Source organism: Fimbriimonas ginsengisoli Gsoil 348, from assembly GCF_000724625.1.
In the GTDB taxonomy this organism is placed as follows: Bacteria; Armatimonadota; Fimbriimonadia; order Fimbriimonadales; family Fimbriimonadaceae; genus Fimbriimonas; species Fimbriimonas ginsengisoli.
In genome coordinates, this window is the sequence record NZ_CP007139.1 from 1089447 (window position 1) to 1115393 (window position 25947).

At 60.7% G+C, this 25947-nt stretch carries 20 protein-coding genes and 1 pseudogene; 8 read left to right on the forward strand and 13 right to left on the reverse strand.

The genetic code is table 11. From position 1 onward, the window contains the following. Positions 1-40: 40 nt before the first annotated feature. On the reverse strand, positions 41-1576 hold the full coding sequence (locus tag OP10G_RS05000; RefSeq protein WP_025226984.1) for an alpha-L-fucosidase: 1536 nt from the start codon (positions 1574-1576) through the stop codon (positions 41-43). Further along, positions 1573-2319 carry a helix-turn-helix transcriptional regulator gene (locus tag OP10G_RS26135; RefSeq protein ID WP_158409137.1) on the reverse strand — a complete coding sequence of 249 codons (747 nt, stop codon included), beginning with the start codon at positions 2317-2319 and terminating at the stop codon, positions 1573-1575. Before OP10G_RS26135 ends, OP10G_RS05000 begins: the two co-directional genes overlap by 4 nt. Before the next feature lie 84 nt (positions 2320-2403). Here OP10G_RS26135 and OP10G_RS27350 point away from each other — a divergent pair, with 84 nt between their 5' ends. Beyond that, positions 2404-4428, forward strand: a complete 2025-nt coding sequence (locus OP10G_RS27350) for an alpha/beta hydrolase-fold protein (protein ID WP_025226982.1) — start codon at positions 2404-2406, stop codon at positions 4426-4428. A gap of 72 nt (positions 4429-4500) precedes the next feature. On the opposite strand, the gene galA is transcribed toward OP10G_RS27350, so the two are convergent. Beyond that, positions 4501-6930: a beta-galactosidase GalA gene (galA, locus tag OP10G_RS05015; RefSeq protein ID WP_227625063.1), complete on the reverse strand. Its 2430-nt coding sequence runs from the start codon at positions 6928-6930 to the stop codon at positions 4501-4503. Positions 6931-7132: 202 nt separating this feature from the next. Between galA and OP10G_RS27800 the strand changes: the two are divergent. Further along, positions 7133-7276 (forward strand): annotated as a pseudogene (locus tag OP10G_RS27800) (DNA-binding protein); the annotation flags it as partial. Positions 7277-7297: 21 nt separating this feature from the next. On the opposite strand, the gene OP10G_RS05020 reads toward OP10G_RS27800, so the two are convergent. Both OP10G_RS05020 and OP10G_RS24035 read right to left on the reverse strand, forming a co-directional pair. Further along, on the reverse strand, positions 7298-8449 hold the full coding sequence (locus tag OP10G_RS05020) for a serine hydrolase domain-containing protein (RefSeq protein WP_025226980.1): 1152 nt from the start codon (positions 8447-8449) through the stop codon (positions 7298-7300). A 13-nt stretch (positions 8450-8462) separates the two neighbouring features. Next, on the reverse strand, positions 8463-9494 hold the full coding sequence (locus tag OP10G_RS24035; RefSeq protein WP_227625064.1) for a helix-turn-helix domain-containing protein: 1032 nt from the start codon (positions 9492-9494) through the stop codon (positions 8463-8465). Between the two features lie 248 nt (positions 9495-9742). Between OP10G_RS24035 and OP10G_RS05030 the strand changes: the two genes are divergently transcribed. From OP10G_RS05030 to OP10G_RS05050, 5 genes are all read left to right on the forward strand, one after another. Then, positions 9743-10795: an ABC transporter permease gene (locus OP10G_RS05030; RefSeq protein WP_025226978.1), complete on the forward strand. Its 1053-nt coding sequence runs from the start codon at positions 9743-9745 to the stop codon at positions 10793-10795. A 118-nt stretch (positions 10796-10913) separates the two neighbouring features. Beyond that, on the forward strand, positions 10914-11984 hold the full coding sequence (locus tag OP10G_RS05035) for a substrate-binding domain-containing protein (protein ID WP_227625065.1): 1071 nt from the start codon (positions 10914-10916) through the stop codon (positions 11982-11984). Continuing rightward, positions 11985-13478 (forward strand): sugar ABC transporter ATP-binding protein, encoded by a 1494-nt coding sequence (locus OP10G_RS05040; RefSeq protein WP_025226976.1) that lies wholly within the window; start codon positions 11985-11987, stop codon positions 13476-13478. It begins immediately after the preceding gene. A 19-nt stretch (positions 13479-13497) separates the two neighbouring features. Next, the gene (locus OP10G_RS05045) at positions 13498-14217 is read left to right on the forward strand and encodes a TerC family protein (protein ID WP_227625066.1); all 720 of its coding nucleotides are present in this window, start codon (positions 13498-13500) and stop codon (positions 14215-14217) included. Between the two features lie 26 nt (positions 14218-14243). Further along, positions 14244-15479: a hypothetical protein gene (locus tag OP10G_RS05050; protein WP_144241001.1), complete on the forward strand. Its 1236-nt coding sequence runs from the start codon at positions 14244-14246 to the stop codon at positions 15477-15479. Here OP10G_RS05050 and OP10G_RS05055 read toward each other — a convergent pair. From OP10G_RS05055 to OP10G_RS26685, 7 genes are all read right to left on the reverse strand, one after another. After that, complete coding sequence (locus tag OP10G_RS05055; protein WP_025226973.1) at positions 15476-16369, reverse strand: aldo/keto reductase; 894 nt, start codon at positions 16367-16369, stop codon at positions 15476-15478. The genes OP10G_RS05050 and OP10G_RS05055 overlap by 4 nt on opposite strands. 167 nt (positions 16370-16536) lie before the next feature. Beyond that, positions 16537-18477, reverse strand: coding sequence for an ABC-F family ATP-binding cassette domain-containing protein (locus tag OP10G_RS05060; RefSeq protein WP_025226972.1), 1941 nt, complete (start codon positions 18475-18477; stop codon positions 16537-16539). Between the two features lie 27 nt (positions 18478-18504). Further along, complete coding sequence (locus OP10G_RS05065) at positions 18505-18825, reverse strand: hypothetical protein (protein ID WP_144241002.1); 321 nt, start codon at positions 18823-18825, stop codon at positions 18505-18507. 147 nt (positions 18826-18972) lie between these two features. Then, positions 18973-20178: a phosphoglycerate dehydrogenase gene (locus OP10G_RS05070; RefSeq protein WP_025226970.1), complete on the reverse strand. Its 1206-nt coding sequence runs from the start codon at positions 20176-20178 to the stop codon at positions 18973-18975. Positions 20179-20395: 217 nt separating this feature from the next. Then, positions 20396-21445, reverse strand: a complete 1050-nt coding sequence (locus OP10G_RS05075; protein WP_025226969.1) for an N-acetylglucosamine-6-phosphate deacetylase — start codon at positions 21443-21445, stop codon at positions 20396-20398. Further along, on the reverse strand, positions 21442-22572 hold the full coding sequence (gene dprA, locus OP10G_RS05080) for a DNA-processing protein DprA (protein WP_084178830.1): 1131 nt from the start codon (positions 22570-22572) through the stop codon (positions 21442-21444). Before dprA ends, OP10G_RS05075 begins: the two co-directional genes overlap by 4 nt. Continuing rightward, on the reverse strand, positions 22496-24139 hold the full coding sequence (locus OP10G_RS26685; RefSeq protein ID WP_025226967.1) for a PQQ-like beta-propeller repeat protein: 1644 nt from the start codon (positions 24137-24139) through the stop codon (positions 22496-22498). Before OP10G_RS26685 ends, dprA begins: the two co-directional genes overlap by 77 nt. 135 nt (positions 24140-24274) lie before the next feature. Here OP10G_RS26685 and OP10G_RS05090 point away from each other — a divergent pair, with 135 nt between their 5' ends. Beyond that, positions 24275-24967, forward strand: coding sequence for a polysaccharide deacetylase family protein (locus OP10G_RS05090; protein ID WP_025226966.1), 693 nt, complete (start codon positions 24275-24277; stop codon positions 24965-24967). A gap of 3 nt (positions 24968-24970) precedes the next feature. Here the strand turns inward: OP10G_RS05090 and OP10G_RS05095 are convergent, their stop codons facing one another. Next, on the reverse strand, positions 24971-25789 hold the full coding sequence (locus tag OP10G_RS05095) for a hypothetical protein (RefSeq protein WP_025226965.1): 819 nt from the start codon (positions 25787-25789) through the stop codon (positions 24971-24973). Positions 25790-25947 lie beyond the last annotated feature (158 nt).

The following is a 25947-nucleotide window of genomic DNA, read 5'->3' on the forward strand; positions in this document are numbered from 1 at the left end:
TGTCGTCCTCCGAAGTCGCACTTTCGCGCGGGTCATCTCATCATTTGGCGGCAATCTGTCGCTCGAATTCCAAAGCGACGATTGTATCCACGGGGCTTACGGTTCGGTCGATTTTATGAATCCTGATGACGCCGTCGCTCTGCACCTCGAAAGGAAGCAGGCGGTTAGTGAACAATTCTCGTGCCCGCAGGAGGCGCGGGGTTCGGCCGGCAGGCGTCTCCAAGGTGTCACCCTCGTACCCCTTTAGCATGTGCGCGAAAATGGTCGATCCCCGGTAGCAGTAACCTAGCTTTCGGTCGACGGGCTGCCAGGGGCCGCCCCGGGTGCCGTAGATTGCCTCGCCGGCTTTTCGAATCCACTGGCCGGCCTTCTCAAGCGACGTCGCGACGGCCGGAGGGATCTCGCCGTGACGGTCCGGGCCAACGTTGAGCAGCATCACCATGTCCCGTACGACGCAGTTCACCAAATACTCGATGACCATATCCGGGGGCATGACATGGCCTCCCTCGATAGCCCCGCGGTCATAGCCCCACGCCCCCGCCGTGGTGAGACACTTCTGGTAAAGCGCCGTCGAGCGTACAGGACCACGCACCGGGGCGCCTCCCTCTTCATCCATGTAGTCCCCCATCCAGCCAAATCGCGGGTTGGTCGCGACGTGGGGTTGATGTTTGCGGACGATGCCCATGATTCCAAGTGCCCGCCCGCTCGAGTCGTGGTCACGCCATCGTTCGCCCACCGGCCAGGCGTTGCCGGCATCGAGGAAGTGGCCCGATTCATGGAAATACGCGCCATCGGCGTCGCTACCCTGCTCGCCCAGCCAACCTCCGTCCCAAAAGATGTGGTCGATATGGCCATAAGAGCTGAGCAGGTGACGCACGTTGGCGTAGTTCTCCTCCTTCATAAGGCGGGCGTTCTCATGGTGGGCCGGATCGGTTTTATAGCCGAACGGATTGCGCTTGCAATCCGTGCCGGTGACGTCGTAATAACCCGGATATCGCCAGCTCAACACGGAATAGTACAAGCCGACCCGGACTCCCTCGGCCCGACAGGCGTTCGTATATTCGCGCACGAAATCCCGGTGATGCGTCTGCTGGCTTGTAAACGCGTTTGGATAAGGACTGTCGAACAGACAGTAACCGTCGTGATGTCGGGTGGTGAGGCACATCCACTTCATCCCGGCATCCTTTGCCAGGCGCGCCCAGGCGCGGGGATTAAACCGATCCGCCGCGAAGTACTCTTCGCCGCTCTCCGGAAAGGCGAATCTGCGATAGGCGTCGGGAAGGATCGCCTCGTTGTGCATAAGCCACTCCCCCCTCCCCGGGCCGGCATACAAGCCCCAGTGGATAAACATGCCGAACTTGTCGTGCCTTAGCCATCGGAGCTGCTCCTCGCTCAATTGCGAGATGCCCAGATCGGTCTTGGGTACGCGGGGGGCCAGGTGCGGAAAACCGGTGTCGTCGTCACCGGTTCCGAAGAGCGGCATCGCAAACGCAAACGGCGCGGCGCCCAAGTAAGTTAGGACCTTACGACGACTTAGGGTATCGGAATCGAAATTGGACTTAGAGGAGTTGTTCAAGGCTGCACGTTCCTTAGTTCGCCGGGTCGGCGCCCGGTCACTTGCTTGACATGTCGACTCAAATGACTTGCCGAGCTATAGCCACATCGCTCGGCAATCGTCTGAAGGGTGAAATCGGAGTTCCGGAGCATGGAAATGGCGCGCTGGAGCCGCAAATTCCGTTGATACTCTTGCGGCGGCGTGCGAAAGTGCTCGACGAAGTGTGCGAAGAAGCTCGATCGGCCCATCCCAAGCTCCGCCGCGAGCCAGTCCAGATCGACCTTGCCCTCCAAGTCAGCGGTCAAGATGCTCTTCGCCTGACCCATCTTGCGGTCGATGGAGGACGATTCGGCTTCTCGGGCTTTCCGGGACATTTGAATATCGAGCTGCAGGAGCATCAGTTGTAGGAGCTCGTTCTCGGGTTGCTCCACGCCATGAGACTCATGCGCCATCGCCTCCACGAGGTTGCCGATTCTGCGGTGGGAATCGTCGAACGACAGGCGAGGCCAATCGAGGCGTTCTTCCGAAGCAATGCCGACATACACGATGCAATAGCGGCCGTCAGCGATGTCGCAGTGCTCCACATCCGGGGGGTGCAGGAGCAGCATGCCGGGAGACATTTCGAAGGGCGTTCCATCTTGTTCGGTGGTTACGCGCCCTTCCCGCTGGTAGATCAGCTCCCAATGGGGATGGCGGTGACCAGGGAAGGAACCCTCGCTCAGATGAAAGCCCGCAGCGACAACCCGAATTGGACGTGTATGCAATAAATGATTTCCCGCGTACATTCCAATCTCGCCCTAGAGGGTGACGTTGCGGACGAGAATACATCCGTTTCGGTGGCCCCACTTATGATAACCCGAGCAACCCCTCTCGCCGCCTTGTTCGTTTGCAGTTTCCTAAGCGCCGTCGCCGGCGCCCAAAATGCCGAGTTACCCCCGATACCGCCAGGCTCGGTGCTCGCTTCGACGGCGGTGCCCGGCCAGCATTTTCCTCGAGTGTTTCCAGACGGACGGGCGGTCTTCTACTACCGCGCGCCTAATGCGAAACGCGTCGCGCTCGGCCTAAACAAGGAATGGCCGATGACCAACGACGGTAAGGGGAACTGGACCGTCACCACCGATCCGATCGGTCCTGGAATCCACGGGTACGAGTTTCACGTGGACGGCGTCAACGTCGGCGACCCCGCCGTCCAGCACATCTATGACGCGGGCCGCTTCCTGAGCCATATCGAGATTCCCTCCCCGGACGGCGACTACTTCGCCGTCAAAGTGATGGCCCATGGAGACGTTCGAGACAAGCTGTATTACTCGTCCGTTACGACCGGGTGGCGGCGGATTCGGGTCTACACCCCGCCGGGATACGATCAAGATCCGACCCGACGATATCCCGTACTGTATCTGATGCACGGCGCCGGTCAGAACGAAGACTGTTGGACCCTGGAAGGCAAGGCGTCACTTATCCTGGACAACATGATTGCCGAGGGGCGGTGCGTCCCGATGGTCGTCGTAATGCCCAACGGCTATGCGTACCGTCCCGGTGAGGAGCCGCCCCTGATACCGCCGGCTCGACGCCCGGACTTTTCCAAGGCGTTCAGTACGCTGGGCGACGTCTTCTCAAAAGATCTGATCCCGTACGTCGACTCGAACTTCCGGACCAAGCCCGATCGCGAGAACCGGGCTCTTGCCGGACTTTCGATGGGCGGCATGCAAACCTTCTCGGTTGGACTCGATCACCTTGACGAATTCGCCTATCTAGGCGGGTTCAGTGGCGGCGCGGGCGCCTTCAGCACAGAGCCGATCGACTTCAAGACGTTTCACAACGGCGTCATGGCCGACGCGGAGGCATTCAACAAGCGTGTCCACGCCGTCTTCCTCAGCAACGGCACCGAAGAAGCTCAGATGATGCGGGGCGTCATCGCTTTTCGCGAGGCGGCGGTGAAGGCCGGCATCAACGTCAAGTCGTTCGTTTCTCAAGGGACAGCCCATGAGTGGACGACTTGGCGTCGAAGCTTGCACGAGTTCGCCCCGCTTCTCTTCCGCCCGGAAACCGGTTCCTCCGGGAATTCGGCGCTCCCGGGTCGCCAGATCGAACTGGGACCGGATGATAAGCAGGTCCTTCCGGAGCCTCCTTATGGTTTCGACGTGGTACGCGACGACGTTCCCCATGGTCGGATGGAGCGGATCGAATACAAGTCCGAATCGGTCGGCTCCGTGCGTCACGCGAATGTCTATTTGCCTCCCAACTATTCGGCCGAGAAGAAGTACCCGGTGCTTTATCTGCTCCACGGGCTCGGAGGAGACGTCGACGAGTGGCCGCTGTTCGGCGTACCCCATGTACTTCTCGACAACCTCATTGCTGCTGGGTTAGCCAAGCCAATGATCATCGTGATGCCGAACGGACGCGCTCAAAAGGATGACAGGAGTCCGAAAAACCCGATGGAGGCCGCCGGCGCTTTCGCCCACTTCGAGGCCGACCTCCTTAACGACCTTATCCCCGCCATCGAGTCGCGCTATAGCGTTTCGTCGGACCGGGTTGACCGGGCCATCGCGGGCCTGTCCATGGGGGGCGGCCAAGCCCTCGACTTCGGTCTCGGGCACCTCGATAAATTCGCCTGGGTCGGTGGATTCTCGGCCGCTCCGAACACGAAGGTCCCGTCCGAGCTCCTGCCGGATCCCGAGCAGAAGGCTTCGCTGATCAAGCTGATCTACCTTTGCGACGGCCGGAAAGACGGATTGATCTTTATCGGCAAGCGAACCCACCAGTACCTGAAGGAACACAACATCCCACACGTCTGGAACGTCGACGGCAACGGCCACGATCCCACCGAGTGGAGGAATAACCTCTACTACTTCCTTCAACGATTGTTTCAGTGATCCGGGAGAAGCCGCCCCTAAATTCGTTCCAAAGGCGGCTTCTACGGAGTGCTCTCACCTGAGCCTCAAAGGTTAAGGCACGAAAGGCCGGCGGGGGGTGGGCGCCGCCTTTATCCGCAAGGTAGCGGGTTTAAGTCCCCCCGACTTCGCGGTCAGGACGATCTCTCCTGGCCCGCCGGTCGATTGCACGATCACCTGGGCGAGACCGTTGAAGAGGACGCGACGCCAGACGCCCCCGACCGCCTGATCGGGCTCGTGTGAGCTGGGATTGCCATTCCCTACTCCGATGATGCGCCCGGGTCCGGAGATCTCGAAGGTCACCTGCGCGCCCGCGGTCGAGACGGCCCGCCCCCCGGCGTCCGCCGCCGAGACGGCAACTACGGCGAGATCTTCACCGTCACCCTTGATCGAAGCTTGGTCGGAGCCCAGGCGCAAACCCTCCGCTTCTCCCGTGGTTTCGACCCGATCCGAGAGAACCTCCTTACCATCCGAATAACCTTTGGCAAGAAGAACTCCGGGAGAGTACGGCACCTTCCATTCCAGGTGTCCGAAGCGAGGCATCGGCTTGCGACCGAGGCTCGTCCCATTCAAGGTGAGCTCCACCTCCGCCACGTTCCCATGAACCCACACATCGATGGGCTGGCCCTCCTTTCCGGGCCAGTTCCAGTGCGGGAACAGGTGCAGCGAGGGAGCATCGGACCACCAAGCCCGGTAGTAGTAAAAGTTGTCCTTGGGAAAACCGCAGAGATCAAGAATGCCGAACTGCGATGCGATGTTTGGCCATCCGAAGGGGGTCGGCTCCCCCCGGTAGTCGAAACCGGTCCACTGGAACTGCCCCGCGACGAACGGCCGAACCGCGTAGTGGTTTACCGACCGGTGCGCGGTGCTCGCCCAGTCGGGCCCGTTCACGTCGTACGCCGAAAGCCAGCCCTTCGGCGGCTCGGAGACGTAGACGCCGCGTGTCGAAAGGGTGGCTCCGTCCTCGGTTCCGACGGAAGGCCGGTTTGGAAATTTCGCGTGGTAGTCGTCGGTGTTGCCATGCGTAAAGTAGTTGAATCCCATCACGTCGATGGTCGTAGAGGAGCCGGCGCCCCAGCCTCCGCTGATCGCGACCGTCGTCGGCCGGGTGGGGTCCAGCGATTTCGCGTATGCCTGCATGGTGCTGGTCACCCGGGCCCCCTTATCGTTGCCCTCGATCGACCACTCCTCGTTGCCGATCGACCAGATAACGACCGATGGATGGTTTCGGTCTCGCGTAATCATACGCCCGAGGCTTTCGAGTTGCTGAGGGTTGATTCCCGTCTCGCGATTCTCGTCCATTACGAGGATGCCAAGCCGGTCGCACGCGTCGAGGAGTGCGGGATTGGGGGCATTATGGCTCGTTCGCAGAGCGTTGACCCCCATCTTCTTTAGTTGCTTCAAGCGCCACTCTTCCAAAGCGTCGGGCACCGCGACGCCCACGCCCGCGTGGTCCTGGTGGTCGCAGACCCCCTTGAGCTGGACACGTTTGCCGTTAAGAATGAACCCTTTGCTCGCATCCCACCGAATGGTGCGGACGCCGAAAGGCGTTTCGTACCGGTCGACTTCCCGCTTGTCCTGACGCACCGTCGTAACAAGCCGGTAGAGCGTGGGAGTCTCGACCGACCAGAGTCGGACGTGTCCAAGTCGGAGCGTGGACGGGGTCTCGACCCGGCCTCCCGGCCCAATAGATATCGTCTTAGACGCCCAGGTAGCCACCGGCCGTCCCTCAGGGTCCGTGATCGTCTGGCCGATCTCAAAGCGAGCGGGGGCGTCCGCATCGTTCTGGACGGTTGTGCGAACGTCGACGCTCGAACCTCGACCACCTACCGAGGTCGTTACAAAGGTGCCCGACCGCGCAACATGGACCGGTGCCGTTTTCGTGAGCCAAACGTGGCGATAGATGCCGGCGCCCTCGTAGAACCACCCCTCCTCCAGGCTGGCGTCCACCCGCACCGCGACCGTGTTTCGACCACCGTAATTCAGGTAGTCGGACACGTCATAGCCGAACGAGGTGTAGCCGCTGGTTGCGCGACCAAGGTAGAAACCGTTAACCCAGACCTGCGAGTCACGGAAGACGCCGTCGAAGTCCAACGCAATCCGGCGCCCCCGGTCGGCCGCGGGAACGTCGAAGGTTTTGCGGTACCAGCCGACGCTGTTCTCGGGAAAGTTCTTCCCAATCGCCTTCGAGCCGTGGCTGTTGCTACCGAGCGAGTCGAAGGGGAGCTCCACCGCCCAATCGTGGGGTAGGTCGAGGCTCCGCCACTTGGAATCATCGAACCGGTCGCGGGCCGCGCCCTGCGCGGTGCCCGCCTTGGCAAAGTAGCTGAAGACGGTACCCGGCGGCGCGGGATCGAAGTCCTTGGAGGGATCGGTCGCGTGACCCAGAGCGAACCGCCAACCCTTGTCCATGAGGAGGCGCTCGCGAGGTGGCGTGGTCGCTTGCCAAGAGATTGTATGAGGGGCGAGAAGGCACAAGGCCAAGTGAGCTAGTGTAATCAAGGTTTCACGACCGAAGCCGCCGACTGGCTGACGCCCGCCTTTCTTTGCAACGTCGTTCAGGGAGAGCTGACGATGCTCTACCCAGATGTTATGCCTGCCCCACGGTTCAGCATAGATATTAATTGAATCATCGTAGATTCAATCCGTGAATCTACGATGATTCACCGCCGGACCGAGTGTGCTTACATTGCCCGACTTCTTCATCGGCGCCCACGCCGCCGTAGCCAGTTACCGCCTCATTACCCGCGATGACGCAAGATATCGCACCTATTTCCCAAAGCTCGACATTTTGGCCCCGGGAGAAACCGACACTCCAAACACTGCTTGAATCTCATCTAGAACAATCCCTTTAAGGCGTGCTCATGATTCCCGGATCGATCCGTTTTAGTATCTGGTCGATGAGGGGCGAAAGGCGGGTGGGGGTGGCTCGAACCTTCTCGCTGGACAACACGACAATGCCGATATGACGTTCTGGGCAGAACAGGCACATGCTATGGAAGCCGGGGAGGTATCCGTCTTGGAAGATCATCCGCTGCCCTTCACCGGTCAAGATTTGCCAGTTCAGCCCTACATAGAAGTTGCTCGAACCCCAATCGGTGTTTCCCGTCCGCCGATGAGCCAGTCTGACGGCATCGTCGGTCTCGGCGATGTTCCATGCGAGGTATTTGAGCATGTCCGAAGTGCTCGATTTCAGCGATCCGGCGGCGGGCAATCGAGTCGACGAGGCCGGAAGAAAGGTTCCGCTGAAGCTGGCTGCGCGAGGTATTTCTGCTATTTCGCGAGGACTTAGCGCGACCTTCGTATCTCGCATTCCCAAGGGCCCGGCGATCTTCTCCTTGATCAGAGCGTCGTACGACTTGCCGTACACCTTCTCCAAGAGCAGGCCGAGCAATTGGGCCGCGACGTTGGAATAGCTGAATTTCACTCCCGGCGTTCTCGTAAGGCTTGCCACATGGAGGTCGCGAAGGAATTCTTCCGCCGTATAGGCTCGCATCCGCGCATTGTCCTGACCGGCGATCCTCGCATAGTCCGGCTCCGGCTTGTCTGGTCTAGGAGGAAAATCACGGGGCAGACCGGAAGTGTGGTTCAGCAATTGCCAAAGCCGTATCGGCTCCCCTTGGAATTCAAGATTTGGATAGTCGCCATCCAGGTGCTTTCGAACATCGTCATCGAGGGAGACTTTGCCTTCCCTAACCGCCTTGGCGAGCAAGATCCCGGTAAAGGTCTTCGTAATCGATCCGATGAAATAGCGGGTATGCATGCTCGGCGAGCGGCGGGCGCCGGGCTCGGTTACCCCGAAATTGTAGGTAAAGGACCGCCCATCTTTGAAGACTCCGATCGACATCGCCAGGGTTTGGTCCGCGTTCATGAACGGCTCGGCCGCTTTGTGAACCGCAGTTCCAACCAAATCTGCAAGCTTGTCGGCCGGTGGGGCCGCCATCAAAGGGAGAAGGCTCAGTAGTAAGTAACCCATCGAAGTCACATCCGGTGCGAGCTTCAATCGTATCGCTCGCTTAACCGGCGAGGCTAGGACGATCTTGCGCTCGCACGTACTGGCCCGCCGTCAGACCGAGCCGGCGGCGGAAATGGCGATTCAGATGGGTTTGGTCGCAGAATCCGCACTCGGCGGCGGCCTGGCCAATGGGCAGCCCCGCTCTCAACAATTCTTTCGCCTTGCCGATTCGCAGCCCGGCGAGATATTCCGCCGGCGAAATTCCAACCTCCGCCTGAAACGTGCGAAGCATCGCAAATGTGCTCAAGCCGACTCGCTTGCCGAGTTCGCTTAGCGTGACTCGCTCCGTAAAGTGTGCCGCCAGGTAGGTCTTCGAAGCTGCGACGAGTGGGCGCTTCCAACGGTTGGGGTGGATCTCGTCATCCTCGTGCCACGGATACCCTTTGAAGGTGTCCCACTGACGGCGTGTCTGCGCCACGAGGTCGATCCCCTCGACGGTATCCAGCATCGGCCAATCTTGCGGTGAGACCCGGAGGCGCGCAGTGGGGCGAATCGGGTGCTTGGAAAAAAATGGTTTCTCCCAAACATCCGACGGGAACTCCTTAGCATCGTAAAAGTAGACCGTGCCCGGCCTCCACGGCGCGTGTGAAACGGCCCGATAATCAAGCCCAAAGTAGAACTTGGTAGGCAGAGCTGCGGATCCGAACGGATAGGTAACCGTGCTCCGACTGGCGCAATCCAAGTCCGCCAGCCGCTTGCCGTCGAGAACGGCGTTGAACATCGCGATGACGCCGGAAGGAAAAGCGAGATACCGGGGCTCATTCCAGCCCAGCAGATTTTGGCTCAGTCGAATCGGCTGGAGCCGGGCGAGTTCCGGCTCATTGGAACCTTGTAGTAGGCTCCCGCCCACAGCGACGGCGTACTCCAGGAAGACCCACTTAGGCAAGTCGCAAAAGACCGCGTCCGGTATGACTTCGCCGTCCTTCGGCTGGACGTACCGCCGAAAGATAGCGTCGCAAATCGAAACCGTAGTCGTATCCCAGGAAATCCGGGGTGCGGTAAAGAGCTGACCGTGATCCAACTCGTGGTCCACCTCACCAGGAAAGACCATTCGAGGCCTCGCCAACACCTGAGCATTTGTCGATTGACGCCTTACCAACGGTAAATGATACGGGCACGCAAGACATCGTCGTTACCGCTTCCCGCCTAAAGAGGGTTCGATAGCTTAACACTGCAGAACTCCTGGGTTGTTGAGCCTCGATGAGGCTCGCCCGGGTAACGGCGTCCCAAATGCAGTCGACTTCTGTGGAGACCAGCGGTCGGGGGCGGCCATAATCGCCTGTGCGACCAGATTCCACCGCGCGAAAGGGGCTATCGGGCCTCCTCGGGTTTCAGCAGCTCGGATTGATTGGCATCATTCTCCTCCTCGGCATCGTGATGAGCCGGTACGCGGGTAGCCATGTCGATGGCCGGACCCATCAGATGGTCAACAACTTCCTGAATCCGGCAACCCTGATTCAGGTCGCGACTGACACCAGCTTCTTCGCAATCATGGCGGTGGGGATGACGATGGTGATCATCTCCGCGGGAATCGATCTCTCGGTCGGGTCGATCTACGCGGTCTCCGGCGTTTTGATGTCGATGATCTTGCGCAACATGACCGGCCTGTCTCCGGCGATGTACGTGTTGACGGGGATCGGTCTCGGTTGCGGCATCGGGCTGCTTTGCGGGTGGATCAACGGGGTGATGGTAAGCCGGCTCGGCGTTCACCCGTTCATCATCACCCTCGGAACAATGTGGGTGTACCGCGGGATCGCGTTCGTGAGAAGCGGAGCGGAAAGCATCCTCGTCCCGCAACCTCTCAACAACTTCGCTAAAGCCAACCTCGGTCTCCGTAGCGACCTGGCTCCCGTGCCGATGGTGGTGATGCTCCTCGTCACCGTGCTCGGCGGCATTTACCTCTTGCGGACGACCTGGGGACGTCGAATCTTCGCGGTCGGCGGAAATATTGAGGCGTCCCGCTACTCGGGACTTCCGATCACAAGGATCCTAACCGGAGTGTACGTATTGTCCGGTTTGGCGGCGGGAATCGCCGGATTTCTGGGAAGCAGCTTCTATGGATCGGCGTCGTCGGGCGACGCGAACGGGTACGAGCTTTACGTTATCGCCAGCGCGGTTGTCGGCGGAGCGAGTCTGAACGGCGGCAAAGGAAGCGCTCTCGGTGCGTTGCTGGGCGCCTTGCTCATCGTCATGATCCGTCAGGCGATTCGAACGCTCCACATGGATCAAAACTACGAATGGATCATCATCGGCGTCGCGATCGTAGTCGCCGTAGTACTCGACCGGGCCAGCTCCACCCTCGCCCAAAAGCGAATGGTAAAGGCAAGAGCCTAATGTAGTGCCGCCTTCCTAGGCGGCATCTTCTCCAGTGTCACCCCGGCATCCTGCCGGAAAGATGCCGGAGCCACGGCGGCAGTGTGTAATATGAACCTGAATTGGTGAGGATAGGATGATGCTGAAGAATCTAGTTTGGGGAGTGGCGGCTTTTGCCGCGATTGGATTGTCGGGTTGCGGTAGCAGCGATAACGGCACGGGAACCACCGGTGGCGATACCGGCGCGGCCACTACCACGGGCGGTAAGACGGCTGCCACAGGCGGCGCAAAGAAGACGCTCAAGATCGTGATGATCGCGAAGAGCTCGAACAATCCGGTGTTCCAGTCCGCAAAGACCGGCGCGGAAGCCGCGGCGAAAGATCTTGGTGCGAAGAACAACGCCGACATTCAAGTCGTTTGGGCCACGCCTCCGGAGGAGAACGGCGAGGAGCAGGCCCGCCGAATCGCCCAAGCGGTCAACGACGGGGCGAACGCCATTCTGGTTAGCTGCTCCGACGCGGCCAAGGTGACGAATGCCATTAACGACGCGGTCGATAAGGGCGTGCCGGTCATGACCTTCGACAGCGACGCTCCCGACAGCAAACGGTTCGCCTTCTACGGCGCCGACGATGTCGACGCCGGACACCTCGTCATGAAGGAGCTGGGAGCGGTCACCAACGGTAAGGGGAACTACGCGATCCTGAGCGGCAACCAGACGGCGCCGAACCTCCAGAAGCGGGTACAGGGCGTGAAGGATGAGGCGAAAAACTTTCCCGGGCTGAAGTTGGTCAATACGTTCTATCTGACCAAGGAGACCCCGCAGGATGCCTCCGCGGAAGTTACCCGTGCTATGAACGCCAACCCACAGATCGATTGCTGGGCGATGGTCGGCGGCTGGCCGTTGTTCAACACCGCGCTGCTCAGCCTCGACCCGGCAAAGGTGAAGATCGTTGCTGTCGACGCCCTGCCTGAAGAGCTCGAGTACGTGAGCAAGGGAATCGCCCCGACGCTGCTCGCTCAGCCGACTTACCTCTGGGGCCACAAGTCGGTGGAGATCATCGTGGACAAGCTCCTGCTCAACAAGGACGTTCCCGCGATCACCAAGATGGACCTCGTCAAGGTTACGAAGGAGACCCTTCCCACATGGAGCAAGCAGCTTCAGGATTGGGGTTTCAAGGTCGATCCTAAGTATCTCGCAGCCGCTAAATAGATGCCGATCCTCTCCGTTCAGCACCTCAGCAAGGCGTTTCCCGGCGTCCAGGCTCTCAGCGATGTGAGCCTGGAGATCGAAGCCGGGACCGTCCATGCGCTGATGGGGGAGAACGGAGCCGGGAAGAGCACGCTGGGTAAGATCCTGGCCGGACTGTATCAGCCAGACGAGGGCGAGGTTCAACTCGACGGCCAGCACGTCCGCTTTCGCGGACCGCAAGACGCGTCGGCGGCGGGAATCAGCATCGTCCACCAGGAGCTGCTGTTCGCCGAGAACCTGACCGTCGCTGAGAATCTGTGTCTCGGCGACCTCCCTCGCAAGGGGGTTTGGCTCGATTGGGACGCCATGATCGAGCGGTCGAAGCGATGGCTGGACGCGATCGGGGCAAACATCGATCCAAAGCAGATCCTGGGCGAGCTACCGATCTCGAAGCAGCAGCTCGTCCAGATTGCCGGAGGCATCGGTCGCGGGGCAAGGGTGCTTATTTTCGACGAGCCGACCTCGTCGCTTTCCCAATCGGAGGCGCTGAAGCTCTTGGAGCTGATCCGCGATCTCCGTTCGCGCGGGGTCACCTGCGTTTATGTTTCGCACCGACTGGAGGAGGTCTTCGCGATCTGCGACTCGGTGACTGTACTTCGGGACGGAAGCGTCGTCGGCACCAAGCCGATGGCCAGTTTAGATCGCGACGAGCTCGTCAGGATGATGATTGGGCGGGAGCTGGCCTCCAGTTTGTCGGACCATGAGCATCCGCCGGTTGGCGACGAGGTACTTCGAGTCGAGGGTCTCACCAGTCCCGGCAAATTCGAGGAGATCTCGTTCTCGCTACGAAACGGAGAGATTCTGGGCTTCGCCGGTCTGGTCGGAGCCGGGCGCACGGAACTTGCCCATGCCCTCTTCGGGCTGGATCCGATGTCGCACGGCAAAGTCGTTTTACATGGGAAGGAGGCGCGCGTGGGCGGCCCCATGCAGGCAATGCAAGCGGGCATTGGCCTCGTTCCCGAGGACCGTAAGCGTCACGGGCTGGTCTTGTCCCTGACGGCGCGGCAAAACATCTCTCTACCCACGCTCGATCGGGTCGCAAGCATCGGCTGGATCCAGCAAACGAAGGAGCGGTCGATCGCTCAGAAATTCTTCGATCGAATGCGGGTGAAAGCTCCCGGCCTGGACGCGCCGACACTTGGCCTCTCCGGAGGAAATCAGCAAAAGCTGGTCATCGCCAAGTGGCTGGCCGCCGAATCGGACGTTCTCTTGGTCGACGAGCCGACTCGCGGCGTCGACGTCGGGGCGAAGGCCGAGATCCACAACCTAATTCGTGGGTTGGCGGCGGAAGGAAGAGCGGTCCTGCTAATCTCTAGCGACCTGCCAGAACTACTGGCCCTTGCCACTCGCATCGTCGTGATGCGGGAAGGTCGAGTCGTCGGCGAACTGCCCGGCGGCGCGACGGAGGAGCAGACGATGCGCCTCATGGCGGGCGTTTCGAGTTTGGCGGCGTAAGAGAACTATGTTTGACTGGATGGGAGACGTCAACGGTTGGGTCGGGTTGCTGACCCTCGCTCTGCTTGAGATCGTTCTCGGGATCGACAACATCATTTTCATCTCGATCCTCGCCGGCAAGCTGCCGGAGGCGGATCGTAGTCGAGCCCGCAAGCTCGGTTTGATGCTGGCGTTGGTCTCCAGGATCATCCTGCTCCTGGGGATCGGCCTCGTGGTGAAGGCGACCCACCCACTCTTTACCCTCCCCTTCCCCGCTCTCCACGCCGAATCGCGCGAGGTCTCGTTGCGCGATCTCGTCCTGTTCCTGGGCGGTGCGTTCCTGATCTGGAAGTCGGTCAAAGAGATCCACGCAAAGCTGGAGGGGAAAGAGGAGCACGGCTCCGGCGGAAAGGCGCCGAACCTGAGCGCGGTGCTGGTTCAGATCATGGTGATGGACGTGATCTTCTCGCTCGACTCCGTCATCACGGCGGTTGGAATGGTCGACCAGGTCACGTTGATGATCCTCGCGGTAATGATCGCGGTCGGGATCATGCTCGTCTTTTCCACCGCCATAGCGGAGTTCGTGGATCGCCACCCGACGGTCAAGATGCTCGCCTTGGCGTTCCTTATCCTCATCGGGTTTAACCTGATGGCGGAGGGAAGCGGGCAGGAGATTCCCAAGGGGTACACCTACGCCGCCATGGGGTTCGCGATCATGGTCGAATTCCTGAATATGCGAGCGCGGAAGAAGGCGATTTAGCCGGGACCGAGATTCATAATCAGCCCATGTTGGCCGCATGTTTGCCATTGCTGCTAAGTTCTGCCTTGCCGGCTCACTGGCAAACGCGGGGTGAGAAGATGGGGGTTTTCGGGTACGACGTGGGGCCCGATTTCGTCCGGTTCGACCCCTCCTATCGGGACCGCATTAACCACTACAAGGACCGAGTCGAGGAACTGACGAAAGCCCTTTTTGCGCGAGAGTCGAAAGGGAAATCGTCGCGTCGGGCGCACCAGTTGTTGGTGGAGACGCACTGGCTTACCCATTACACTGCCCGCTACGATCAGATCGAGAAGAAGCTGGCTCAGGTCGACGACCTCATCCATGGCCGAGGCGACACCGCCGTCGTGGAGCAAGATGCGGAGGGGAGCTTCGGGCCGTATCACGAGGCTTGGTTCTACAAGCTGGACGCCACGTGCGATTACTTAGTCAACGAAGTGGTGCCGAAGAAGCCGCTCCGATTCTTGGATCGCATCAACACGCCGGCGAGATTGCTTGCCTATTTGAATTCAAATCTCATCTCCGACGTAGCGGCGACGGGCGAAGATCGCCGGTTCGAGCTGAACTTGGCGGGAACGGACCTTCTGCGGCTCATCGAGGGAAGTCTCAAGTCGGGATACAAATTTCATCCGGCGCTGAAGAAGACCATTCATGACTGGGTGGTCAACACCTGGCAGGACCCGCAGACCGGCTTTTTCGGCGCTTGGTACAAAACGCCGACCGGGCTGCGCAAGACAGCGGACCTGAGCTGCACGTTCCATGTCGCCCACTACCTAGACGGCAAGATCGGGCGATGGCCGCAGATCGTCCGCACGGTGCTCGCGATGAAAGATCTCGAGTTTCCTTACGGATGGCTTCAGGAAGGAAAAATGTCGAACCACCACGACCTCGACATCGTGAAGCTGTTTCGATACGGTTGGCCATTTATGGATGCCCGCCAGAAAGAGCAGGCGAGAGGGGCAATCCGGCTGATGATGGACCATTGCCTGAAAGAGACGCTCAAGAGCGACGGATCCTTTAATCAAGAGGATATGGGCTCCGTGGGCGAGTCGTATGAATTTCCGGTGCTGTTCCTGGCGGAAGTCGGGTTCTTCCATAAGGAGTACCGGTTCTGGACGAACGAGACGTTTCCACAAGCCGCTCCCCTTGCTCGTCGAATCGCGAACCGAATCCGGGAGACCAAGCTGGACGACCAAGAGATGCAAACCGCGCTTTATGTCCTTGAGTCGGCCGACGGCTTTTAGCCGCAGCCGACCCAATCGGGGCGGGCCACTTCCTTCCAGCGATCGCGGATCGCCGCGACCTCCTCGGCGGCGAGTGCGCCCGACGCGATCGATTTTGCATTTTGACGCCATCGGTCTGGATTTTGGGTCCCGACGATGGCGGTGCAAATGCCCGGTTGACCGAGCGTGAAGCTAAGCGCGATCGAGACCGCCTTTTGCGTCTCGCTTTGAAGGAAGTCGTAGCGCAGCTCCTGTAAGCGCTCCCAATAAGTGCGGGGATACGAGCCGACGGGCGGCTCGGAGATCCAGGCGACGTTCGCGACGGGGCGTTTCGCGATGATCCCCATTCCCTTGTCACGGGCGAGCGGCAGGGTCAGCTCGATCGCTTCCTGGTCCGCGATGTTGACGCTGGTCTGAAGGGCGTCGAACGCGCCGCACTCCACGGCGTACCGCGCGTTGTTGCGGTCCCCGCTGTAGCCGATGAAGCGGGTTTTCCCGCCTTCTCTTGCGCGTCTCAACACGTCGATCACGTCGCCTTGACGCAGCAAGGACTCATCGCAACTGTGAAGCTGCACGAGATCGACATAGTCGACCCTCAGCCTCTGCAAAGAGCGATCGATGCTTTTCGCCAGCATGGCTGGGTCCCAGTCCGGCTCGGCAAAGCCGCTTGAGTGTCCGCACTTCGTGAACAAGAGAAATTCGTCGCGACGATGGGAGATCGCCCGTCCGATCTTGTCTTCGCCATCGCCATAACATTCGGCGGTGTCGACCACGTTAAGGCCGGCGTCGATCGCCGAATTGAGTAAGCGCTCGATGATGGGTTGAGCCACGTCCCCAAACCCGATTTCCGAACCACCGAACCCGAGCACGCTGACTTCCAGTCCCGTCTTACCAAACGCCCTTCTCTCCATCGTCGAAAGCTTACCGGCGTGGCACGCAGGCGCGGCACACGTGTGCGCTGACTACACTGCTTCGCCGCTAGTGCGCTCAACCATCAACGATCAGCTATCACTCCGGATTTCTCCACCCCCAACCCCCTCCTCATCGCACGAACATCGACGAGGTGGGGGCTCTGGAGTTAGCCGCGGGAGGCGATTAGGCGTTCAAGACGGGTGGAGTGTTCTTCCCACGCGGCGAGGGTGCCTTCTAGCTCCTCTTTGAGCTGCTGATGCTCGCGCGTGAGGGCGAAGACGTCGGCGGAGGGGTCGAGGTTGGCGAGGCGGTCTTCGACTTCCTTTAGCTCGGCCTCTCGATCTTCGATTTCGGACTCGATGCCGGCGACCACTTTCTCCAAGCGCCCGATCTCCTTGCTGAGCTCGCGCGGCGAGAGGGCCGGCTCTTGGGGTGCTTTCTTGCCGTCAAGCAGCTTAGGAATGATCGGCGCCGGAGGTACTTCCTTCTTTGGCGTTTGCGCGGGCTTGTTGGCTCGGTTTCGATATTCGAGATAGGAGCCCGGGTACTGAATCGGACCCGCGCGGCGGATATCGAGGGTGTGGTCGGTCACCTCGGCAAGCAGGTGCCGGTCGTGCGAGACCAGAACGAGGGTTCCCTTGTACTCGCGAAGGATCTCGGCAAGCGCCTCTCGCGATGCCATGTCGAGATGGTTTGTCGGCTCGTCGAGGATGAGTAGATTCGGGTTGAGGTGGGTGAGCTTTGCCAGCGACAGCTTGTTCTTTTCTCCGCCGCTAAGCGTCTTGATCGGACGATAAACATCGTCGCCGGTGATCAGATAGCGTCCGAGGAGGTTGCGGGCTTCGGGGGGCTTGAGATCGAGGTCCCAAACCATCGTATGCAGAGGCGAGACCTCGGGATCGAGGTCGACACCGTCCTGAGTGAAATAGCCGCAGACCACGTTTGAGCCGAGTCGCGCCCGACCGGCGAGCGGCTCCAGTTGGTCGAGGACGACCTTCATTAGAGTCGATTTGCCGGAGCCGTTTTCTCCGATGACGCCCCAACGTTCGCCGAATCGAACCGTCCAGTCGAGATCCTTGAACAAGACGACCGGTTCCTCGTCGCCGGCCGGAAATCCGACGGTTAGCTTCTCGGTGGCCATGACCGTATCCCCGCTTCGCTTCGGCTCGGCGAAGCCGCCTTTCATCCCCTTTTCCATTTTGGGGGCGTTCACCTTGCTCTCGATGAGCCGGTTCATGATCTTCTGCCGGCCGCGCGCTTGGGCGGTGCGCTGGGAGTTCATGAAGCGCCGGACGAATTCATCCATCTTCGCGATCTCCATTTCCTGCCGCTTGGCGACTTCGGCCTGCCGCGCCTCGTCGGCGGCGCGTAGCTCCAGATACTTGGGAAACGGGCCGGGATACGTCTTGACCGTACCGTCTCGCATCTCCACCACCCGCTCGGCGGTGTTGTCGAGAAAGGTTCGGTCGTGGCTGACGAGGAGAACGGCGCCGTGGTACTGGCGAAGCCAACCCTCCAGCCACTCTGTGGCTTGAAGGTCGAGGTGGTTGGTCGGCTCGTCCAGGATCAGTAGATCGGGTTCTTCGAGCAGGAGGCGGGCGATCGCGAGGCGGGTCTTTTCTCCGCCGCTCAGCTTCGCCGTCGGCTTGTCGAATTCGTCTTCGGTGAACCCCATCCGCTGGAGAACCACGCGCACGTCGTTCTCCGCGGAATACCCTTCGGCCTCCAAAAAGTGCTCGTGGATCAGCGCGTACTCATCCAGCTCTTCCTCGGTCGGGCCGTTCTCGAGCCGTTGCTCGAGCTCCGCCATTCGAGCCCGGAGCTCGAGCTGCCGCTCGACCGCCGATTCCGCCTCTTCGATCACGGTGCGGCCCAGCGAAACCGGAGCTTCCTGCCGCAGATACCCGACCTTGGCCCCTTTCGCGAGTTGGACGCCCCCGCTGTCGGGCTCCATCTGGCGGGTGATAATCTTCAGAAGCGTCGTCTTGCCGGTTCCATTACGTCCGACCAGCGCGACCTTCTCCCTCGCATCGATGCGGAAGGTCACGCCAGTAAGGACTCTATCGACGCCAAACGACTTGGCGACATTGGACACGGAAAGGATCACGGGGCTTCTATTATGGAAGCTCTGGCCCTACCTCTTCTCACTCCAGGCACCTTGAAGGTACACAAGTCGAATATCGGCTCCCACGTCAGGGGCTTCGGCTGGCCCTCCGTCTTGAGTGAGCCACTTTAGCTCTCGGGCGTCAACCTCCCACCTTCCACTCTCTACCTTCAGCGGTAATGGCGGCAGTTGGGCCGACCGGAGCAAGCCGCCATCCTGCACGACCAAGAATGCCGGAATGACGGAGGGAGCCCGATTGTCGAAGGTAAAGATCGTGTATGTATCGCCGGTTCTAGCGACGTTAGGATGGCCTACGTACGGCGCCACTACCGTTTCCTCCAACTTGCTCACAAGCCATCTGCCTATCACGATCACGGCAAAGAGCCAGAGCAGGGCAACGCTTCGCCGAAGGCGTTTTAGGTCTCTCCGATAGTCCTCGGTCTCCACATAAGGGGAGACGCTGACCGCCTCCCCCATGGTTTAGCTATTTCCTAACTCTTATCGCTGAATCGCCATCACGTTCACGTCGAAGACGTTGGCGTTGAGCTTGATCGCCGCAGTAGCGGCGGGCGACGGCTCTTTGTCGACGGAGATCTGAGCGATGGCGGCTTGAGCCCCGCCGAGGATCACGTTCTCCATCTCTTGAACCGAGACGCCTTCCCCTTTGAGAATCTCCAAGACGTGGGCGAGGACACCTACTCGGTCGGCATGACGGACGATAAGAACGTGGCTGGCCGCCTCGCCCCGCTTCACGTTCACCACGTTCGGCACCATGCCGGTCAGCAGATACTCGCGGACGATCCGGACGGTCTCGTCCGCAACGGCCTCTTGGGCCTGCTCGGTGCTGGCTCCGATATGGTGGGTCGCATAGATGCGCGGGTTATTGGCAAGCGGTCCCTCGTAGCTGCCTTTGCCCCCTTCCGGCTCCCCTTCGAACACGTCGAGGCCCGCGAAAAGCTCTTTCGTGTCGAGCGCTTCGAGCATCGCCGCTTGGTCAACGACCTCGCCGCGGCTAGTGTTGATAAAGACGGCTCCGTTTCGCATCGCGTCGAAGAACTTCTTGTCGAGCATCCCTCGCGTTTCCTTGGTGAGGCTCACATGGACGGACACGAAGTCGGACTGCTGCGCGAGCTCGATCAGGTTGGCGGCCCGCCCGATGCCGAGAGCGGCGGCAATCTCGGGGCTCATCCAGCGGGAATAGGCAACAACGTTCATGCCGAAGCCGCGGGCTCGCTGAATCATCTCCTGGGAGATATTCCCCATGCCGATGAGGCCGAGGGTCCGGCCATAGAGTCCCCGCGCTTTGCTGAACCCCGCCTTGTTCCACTTACCCTCTCGCAACTGGGCGACGTTGTCGGCGATCTTGCGGTCGCAGGCGAGAAGGAGGCCGAACGCGAGCTCGGCGACCGCCTGGGAGTTCTTCCCGGGGCAGTTGGCGACGAGGACGCCGCGCGCGCTCGCCGCACCGACGTCGATCGTGTTGTAGCCCGCCCCGGCCCGGACGATCAGTCCCAGGCGGCTGTTCTCGATCATCTCCGCCGACACCTTCGTCGACCTTACGATCAAGACATCGAACGGCTCTTCGGCGAGCCGGGCGGCGAGGGTCGTGTCCTTCAGGTCCGGCTCATAAGCGATCTCTACGCCAAGCGAGCGAAGGCCGGCAAGCCCACTATCCTCAAATTTATCCGCGACGAGCACTTTCATTGACCCAAAAGGTTACCGCTTGCCGCCCGTCCCCAAGTAGCGTCGGCGCCCTCGCCGACGATTCGGTGTACCTAACGCGAAGCGTTGTAGCCGCAGTTTGGCTCGTACCTGCGCGAGAGCGTGTCTCTTTGCAACGAAACTTGTGGATCGTTGAGGACGCAGGTACGAGCCAACCTGCGGCTACACAACTTCGTCGTAGGGACGACCGCCATTCTGGCTACTTCTTCCGATCGTAGCGGGCGACGATGTTTAGATCTGGGTCCAGCTCTAGATATGTACGGGCTTCGGTGGTAGATAGACCCAGTGCGATGCGCGGGTTAATACAGCAGGCATTTACCGCGGTGCTCCAGCCGAAGTCCTCTTTCAGGTTCCGAAAGGCATCCAGCAAGGTGATCGCGCTTCCCGCGAGGGTACCGTCGGCAAGACGCACCGTTCCTTCACTCACGTGGCAGTCCAGCCCCCACATCTTTAGATGCGTGCCGGATGGTACGCCAGCCGCCATCGTGGAATCGCTGATCGCGAGAACCCGGCTCTCGGGTTTACATCGAAGCAAAACTTCTGCGGCTTCCCTCGCGACGTGGTGCCGATCATATATCAGCTCCGTGAAGACATCGTTCTCGGTAAGCGCGAACCCCACGGCTCCCGGCTCCCGGTGGTGCAGCGGGCGCATGGCGTTGAACGTGTGGGTCGTGTGCCTAGCTCCCATAGCGAACGCCTCTCGGCACTGGGTGTAGGTTGCTTCCGTATGCCCGATGCTCACTTTCACGTTTCTATTCGATAATCTTCGGATGAGGTCTCCGCCTCCCGGTCGCTCAGGGGCAAGGGTGATCACTTTCAAACGTGAATCGTCCAAGATTGGGTCCCATTCGGAAACGCCCACGGGCGGATCCACGATGTCCCCTTGTGGCTGTGCGCCCGGATATCGAGGTGAGATAAAGGGACCTTCCAGGTGGAACCCAAGGATCATCGGATCATCCGGAAGTCTGGCAAGAGCTTGCCGAACTTGGGCGACGGGGGCAGTGACCGTGGTGGGCAGGAACCCCTCATAGCCGACTTTCGAAAGTTCGCAGCAGAGATCCCGCATTTCGTCGACCGTGGCCGACATGAAGTCGATCCCAAAAGCGCCATGGGTATGGATATCGATGAAGCCGGGAATGATCAGCGGTCCACTTCGAGTGTCGGGGCTGCCAGAGAATTCGAGTGTCTCCGTGTCGAAGGTGTAGTTCCCAAATCCTCGCGGTCCATATGCGAGCACGACCTTCTTCATGGCTTTAAGGCATACCCTCCGGTGTCGCGGACGATGCGTCCTTCTAATTCCAGCATAGTGAGCTCTGAGAGCACCTCGGCGGTGCTAAGGCCGCTCTGTTCGACGATTCTCTCCGCCGCCAAAGGCTTTGAGGTCAGAAGAGACAAGATTCGCTCACCCTGCGAGCTGGCGGGGGCGGCTTCCTCCGGGGGAGCGCCCGGTTCGATGCCGAGTGATTCGAGCAGCTCGACCGGATGGCTCACGAGAGTTGCGCCGTCGCGAATGAGGGCGAAGGAACCTTGAAAAGACATCGCGTCGATATTGGCTGGCACCACGAAGACTTCCCGGCCGAGCTCGGCGGCGGCTTGGGCGGTGTGGATCGCTCCCGAACGCTTGGGAGCCTCGATGACGAGGACGGCTGAACTAAGCGCGGCGACGAGCGAGTTTCGAACGATGAACCGGTAATCGTTCGGCTTTGAACCGACGGCAAATTGGCTGATGAGGCACCCTTGGTCGCGAATGGCGCCGAATAGGCCGTGGTGAACGGCAGGGTAGACGTGGTCGACCCCTCCGGCGAGCACCGCGGCGGTTCGGCCACCCGCCTCCAAGGCTCCCCGGTGTGCCGAGGCATCGATTCCCAAGGCTCCCCCGCTGACGACGGTGACGCCGGCTCTCGCCAGCGCCTCGGCGAACTTGTGAGCGCAGGCCCGGCCGTAGGTGGACGCGGATCGGGTACCTACGATGGCCACGGTCGGCGCATGGAGGCATCCCTCATCGCCGTGGATGAAAAGGATGGGCGGAGTTCCCACCGCCTCGGCCAGCGCTTCGGGGAAGTCCCTCTCGGTTAATGTGCGCACGCCTGCCTCCAAGGCCCGCTCGAGAGCCTGGGGGTAAGTGAAGCCCACTCGCCGGCGCTCGGCCTCGGAAAGCGCCGAATGCCCGACAAGACGTGGGAGCGCCTCGGTAAGAGGAAGAGAGCCGAGCTCTCCTAGGAGAGCTCGGCTCTTGACCGGCGAGGCTTCGGTAGCCGCGAGCGCTTGCCAGAAGGCAGGTGACCGCTCCGCCGTCAGACTAGCCACCGCCAAGGCCGCCGCCGCCGATACCGCCGCCACCAGGTCCACCCGGACCGTTGGGGCCGCCCTTGCCACCGTTCGTCGAACTTCCCGGTATCACGATCGGGGCGAGCGCGTTGTCGATGGTGAGCGCGAACGGCTTGCGAATCTCGTTCCCCATCCAGTCCGCCGCCGTCACGATGATCTCCTTTCGACCATCGGCGAGGGGCCGATTTTTGCCGGTCTGCGAGAACCGGACTAAGATGGTGCCGTCCTTGTTGAGGGTGAAATCCAGCGGCTGCCCATTGACTTCGACCTTCAGAGACTTCGTATTAAGGCCGGAAGCCTCGTCAGTGAGCCGGAAGTAGAGGACGAGCGGAGGCTGTCCGGAAACCTGGTCGCCAGCGTTCGGGAAGAGCATCTCGACCTTCGGCGGGGTGAGGTCGACGCCTAGGTTACGATCGAAAGCGAAAATGCTGCCGTCGCGCGCCGGAACCAAAAGGGTTTCGCCCACCAGCACCGCCGGCGCGGCTGCCTGAATGAACGTGATCTTCTCCTGGGTCTTGTTTCCGGAATTCTGGCCTCCGGGACCTTGGCCGCCGAACCCGCCAAAACCACCGCCACCTTTTCCGCCGGGCCCGCTACTCGTGGTCGTCGTCGAGGCCACCGCGTCGGCGGCAGGTCGCAGAATGTAAGACCACTGAGCGTCGCCGGTCGTGGCGTCGACGAGATTGATCGCGCCGTTCGACGTGGGCACGATGAACTTGCCGTTGCCAACCGAGGTTGGCTTCACGTTCGGCAGCGAGCCTAGATCGATCGGAGTCTTGGTGACGATCTTGTGGCTCACCGGATCGATGATCAGCAGCTTGCCGTCTTGGGAGGTGACAAGGATCCCGGTTGGGGAATAGACCGGAGAGAGGGCGAGTTGCAGCGGGGTCGCGGTCTGCCATCGCGCCATCCCGTTGCCCGCGTTCAGCGCGATGAGATACGGGCCCGAGTTCGTGTAGATCGTGTCCCCGACAACCGTCGCCGACGGGTTCGGCGCGAGCTGGGTGAACGTCTGGCTCCAGTCCAACTTCTGCGTCGCCGTGTTCAGGCTTGCCATCTGCTGACGTCCCGTGAATAGGACGACGTTGTTGCCGGAGGCGGCGATGGTACCGGTGAGGCCATCGAACACCTTGTATGGATTCGACCAACCGGGCGAGCCGTCGCCGACTTTAAAGGAGATCAGACTGTTGTCGCTGAGCGCAACCACCACGAGGTTTCCGGCGACTACCGGCGAACCGAGCGCGCCGGTCGGTAGGTTGGCGCTCCACTTGGAATTTCCGGTCGCGGGATCAATGGCGTAAACGATCTTGTTGTCGCCCACGCCGATCAAGGTGCCGTTAGAAAGCACTGGCGACGTCCGGAAGACTCCCGGGATCGCCTCGACCTGCGGGAACTGCCACCGCTTGTTTCCGGTCGAACGGTCCAGACAGTAAATACGTCCGCCGATCGATTGGTAGATGTCGTCGCCGTTTGTGACGGGCGAGCCGCCCGGTGGGACGCTTGTGGGTTGCATCGAGCGCCATGCCAGCGGTGCGGGACCGTCGAACTGGGCAGATGCGGCCGCAACGAGCGCGAGCGCGCCTAGGCCGACGGTAATTGATCGCAACTTGTGCATCTTCGCTATGCTTCTCCAGCGCCCCGGATTTTATCGGGGACGCTCCATTGTAACTAGACTGCCCCGATCTTTGTCTATCGGATTGCATTCAGTCATACTTCGGACGTTCGGAGACCCGCTGTCGTCACGCCCAACATGGCCAGTTCCGCCACGATCCTTTGCTATCACAAGGTTGGCCCGGAGTCGGAGGAGGGCCGCAGGCTCAATATCGAGCCGGAAAGGCTGGAGTCGCACGTCCGATTTTTCGCTCGCCGCGGGCGTCCTTTTTTGTTGCCCCGGGACCTGGGGGGCCTTTGGCCCATCGGCCCGGTGTGCCTGACTTTCGATGACGCTTACCTCTCGACGATGCTCCATGCGCCGGAAATCTTGGAGCGCAACGGCGCCCGTGGCGCTTTTTATGCCGTCTCGGGAAAGGTGGGCGGCAGCAGCGACTGGGATGGAACGGCGGCGCGTCCGCTCGCCGGTTGGGATTTGCTTATCGACGCGCAGTCTCGTGGGCACGAAATCGGGAATCACACGCGGTCGCACCCTCACCTCGACGACCTCGCTCCCGAGGATCAACGGCGGGAGGTCGACGAAGCGCACGCGGATCTGGTCGAGCACGGCATTCAGTCGAGGAGCTTCTGCTATCCCTATGGCGGGCTGAACGACGCCGCGGTCGAGGCGGTCGGCTTGGCCGGTTACCAGGTCGGCCTGGCGTTGCGGAAGAAGGCGGCGACGACCGACGAGAATCGTTTGGCGCTCTCGAGAGTGGTCGTCGCCTTCAGCGACTCGCTTCCGTTGCTGCTATACCGGCTGCACGTGCGTCCATGGTTGCGACGCCGGTAGCCGCTAGAGGGAGAGCATCAGACCCCAGTAGCCGTATTTCCCGGCGACGCTTCCGAGCGCGATCTGAAGGTTCAGCATCCGGTTGACCCCCTCGCCGGTCCGTATGTTCGTGAGCGGAACCGAGTAGTTGACGCCGGTGTTCCAGAACCAACCCTCGTATTCAACATAAGCTTTGGCTTGCGGAATCAGGTTTGTGCTGACGTTGAAAAAGCCGTGTCGAAACCGGTTGGTTCCAATTCCCGCGGAGGCGTACGTTCCGTTGGAGCCGAAGTCGTAGGTTGCGACGCCGTAGAAGCTGCGCGAGGAGTCGTTGTCGCCCACCACGCTTCCACCGGAGGAACCCCCGTGCCCGGTCAGGTCTTGAACACCGGCGGCAAAGCGGGCCGGTCCGGTTTGGGTGCCTGGGGTGAATTGAAAGTTCAGCGCGGAATCAAGCTCGCTGCTAAGCCACATGATCGAACCGGTGACGAGTCCGGCTTTGCCCAGGCTGACGCCGGTCTGGAGAAACCCGGTTCCGTTCCCATCGCTACGCGTCGCGGAATCGCGGAAGCTGAACGGGCTCGTCAGAGAGCCGTTCTGACTTACGATTCCGCCTCCGAAGATGGTTCGGAATTGTCCGAGAGAGTAGGCGATCGGCGTGCTGAACGCCATCGCGCCCTTGTAACTGAGCTCTCCGTCGGGGGTCACGGCGAATCCGCCTCCGGGAAGCCCGGAGAAGGTCCGGAATTCCGGATACTTGTGAAAGCCGACCAGATCCGACTGCGCGCATCCAACCGCGGCCAGCCCCAATAAGCCGAAAATTCCAACGAGACGCTTCCTCATATCGAAAAGGATTTTACAGCATTATTGCTAGGCAGTGAATTTACTAGGTATATCGGCCGCCGACGACGCAAACCGGTCGATGTCACGGTAGCGTGGTAAACGGGATTGATTACAGGCGACGGCAGCCCCATTTAGGAAATCCGAACCTCGTGTCACCG

Excerpts from the sequence above, each read along its gene's own strand:
- OP10G_RS05050 (WP_144241001.1), top strand. The coding sequence starts at position 14,244 with ATGTTGGCCGCATGTTTGCCATTGCTGCTAAGTTCTGCCTTGCCGGCT.
- OP10G_RS27350 (WP_025226982.1), top strand. The coding sequence starts at position 2,404 with ATGATAACCCGAGCAACCCCTCTCGCCGCCTTGTTCGTTTGCAGTTTC.
- OP10G_RS05055 (WP_025226973.1), bottom strand. The coding sequence starts at position 16,369 with ATGGAGAGAAGGGCGTTTGGTAAGACGGGACTGGAAGTCAGCGTGCTC.
- OP10G_RS05040 (WP_025226976.1), top strand. The coding sequence starts at position 11,985 with ATGCCGATCCTCTCCGTTCAGCACCTCAGCAAGGCGTTTCCCGGCGTC.
- OP10G_RS26685 (WP_025226967.1), bottom strand. The coding sequence starts at position 24,139 with ATGCACAAGTTGCGATCAATTACCGTCGGCCTAGGCGCGCTCGCGCTC.
- OP10G_RS05045 (WP_227625066.1), top strand. The coding sequence starts at position 13,498 with ATGGGAGACGTCAACGGTTGGGTCGGGTTGCTGACCCTCGCTCTGCTT.
- OP10G_RS05075 (WP_025226969.1), bottom strand. The coding sequence starts at position 21,445 with ATGAAGAAGGTCGTGCTCGCATATGGACCGCGAGGATTTGGGAACTAC.
- OP10G_RS05070 (WP_025226970.1), bottom strand. The coding sequence starts at position 20,178 with ATGAAAGTGCTCGTCGCGGATAAATTTGAGGATAGTGGGCTTGCCGGC.
- OP10G_RS05090 (WP_025226966.1), top strand. The coding sequence starts at position 24,275 with ATGGCCAGTTCCGCCACGATCCTTTGCTATCACAAGGTTGGCCCGGAG.
- OP10G_RS05095 (WP_025226965.1), bottom strand. The coding sequence starts at position 25,789 with ATGAGGAAGCGTCTCGTTGGAATTTTCGGCTTATTGGGGCTGGCCGCG.
- OP10G_RS05035 (WP_227625065.1), top strand. The coding sequence starts at position 10,914 with ATGCTGAAGAATCTAGTTTGGGGAGTGGCGGCTTTTGCCGCGATTGGA.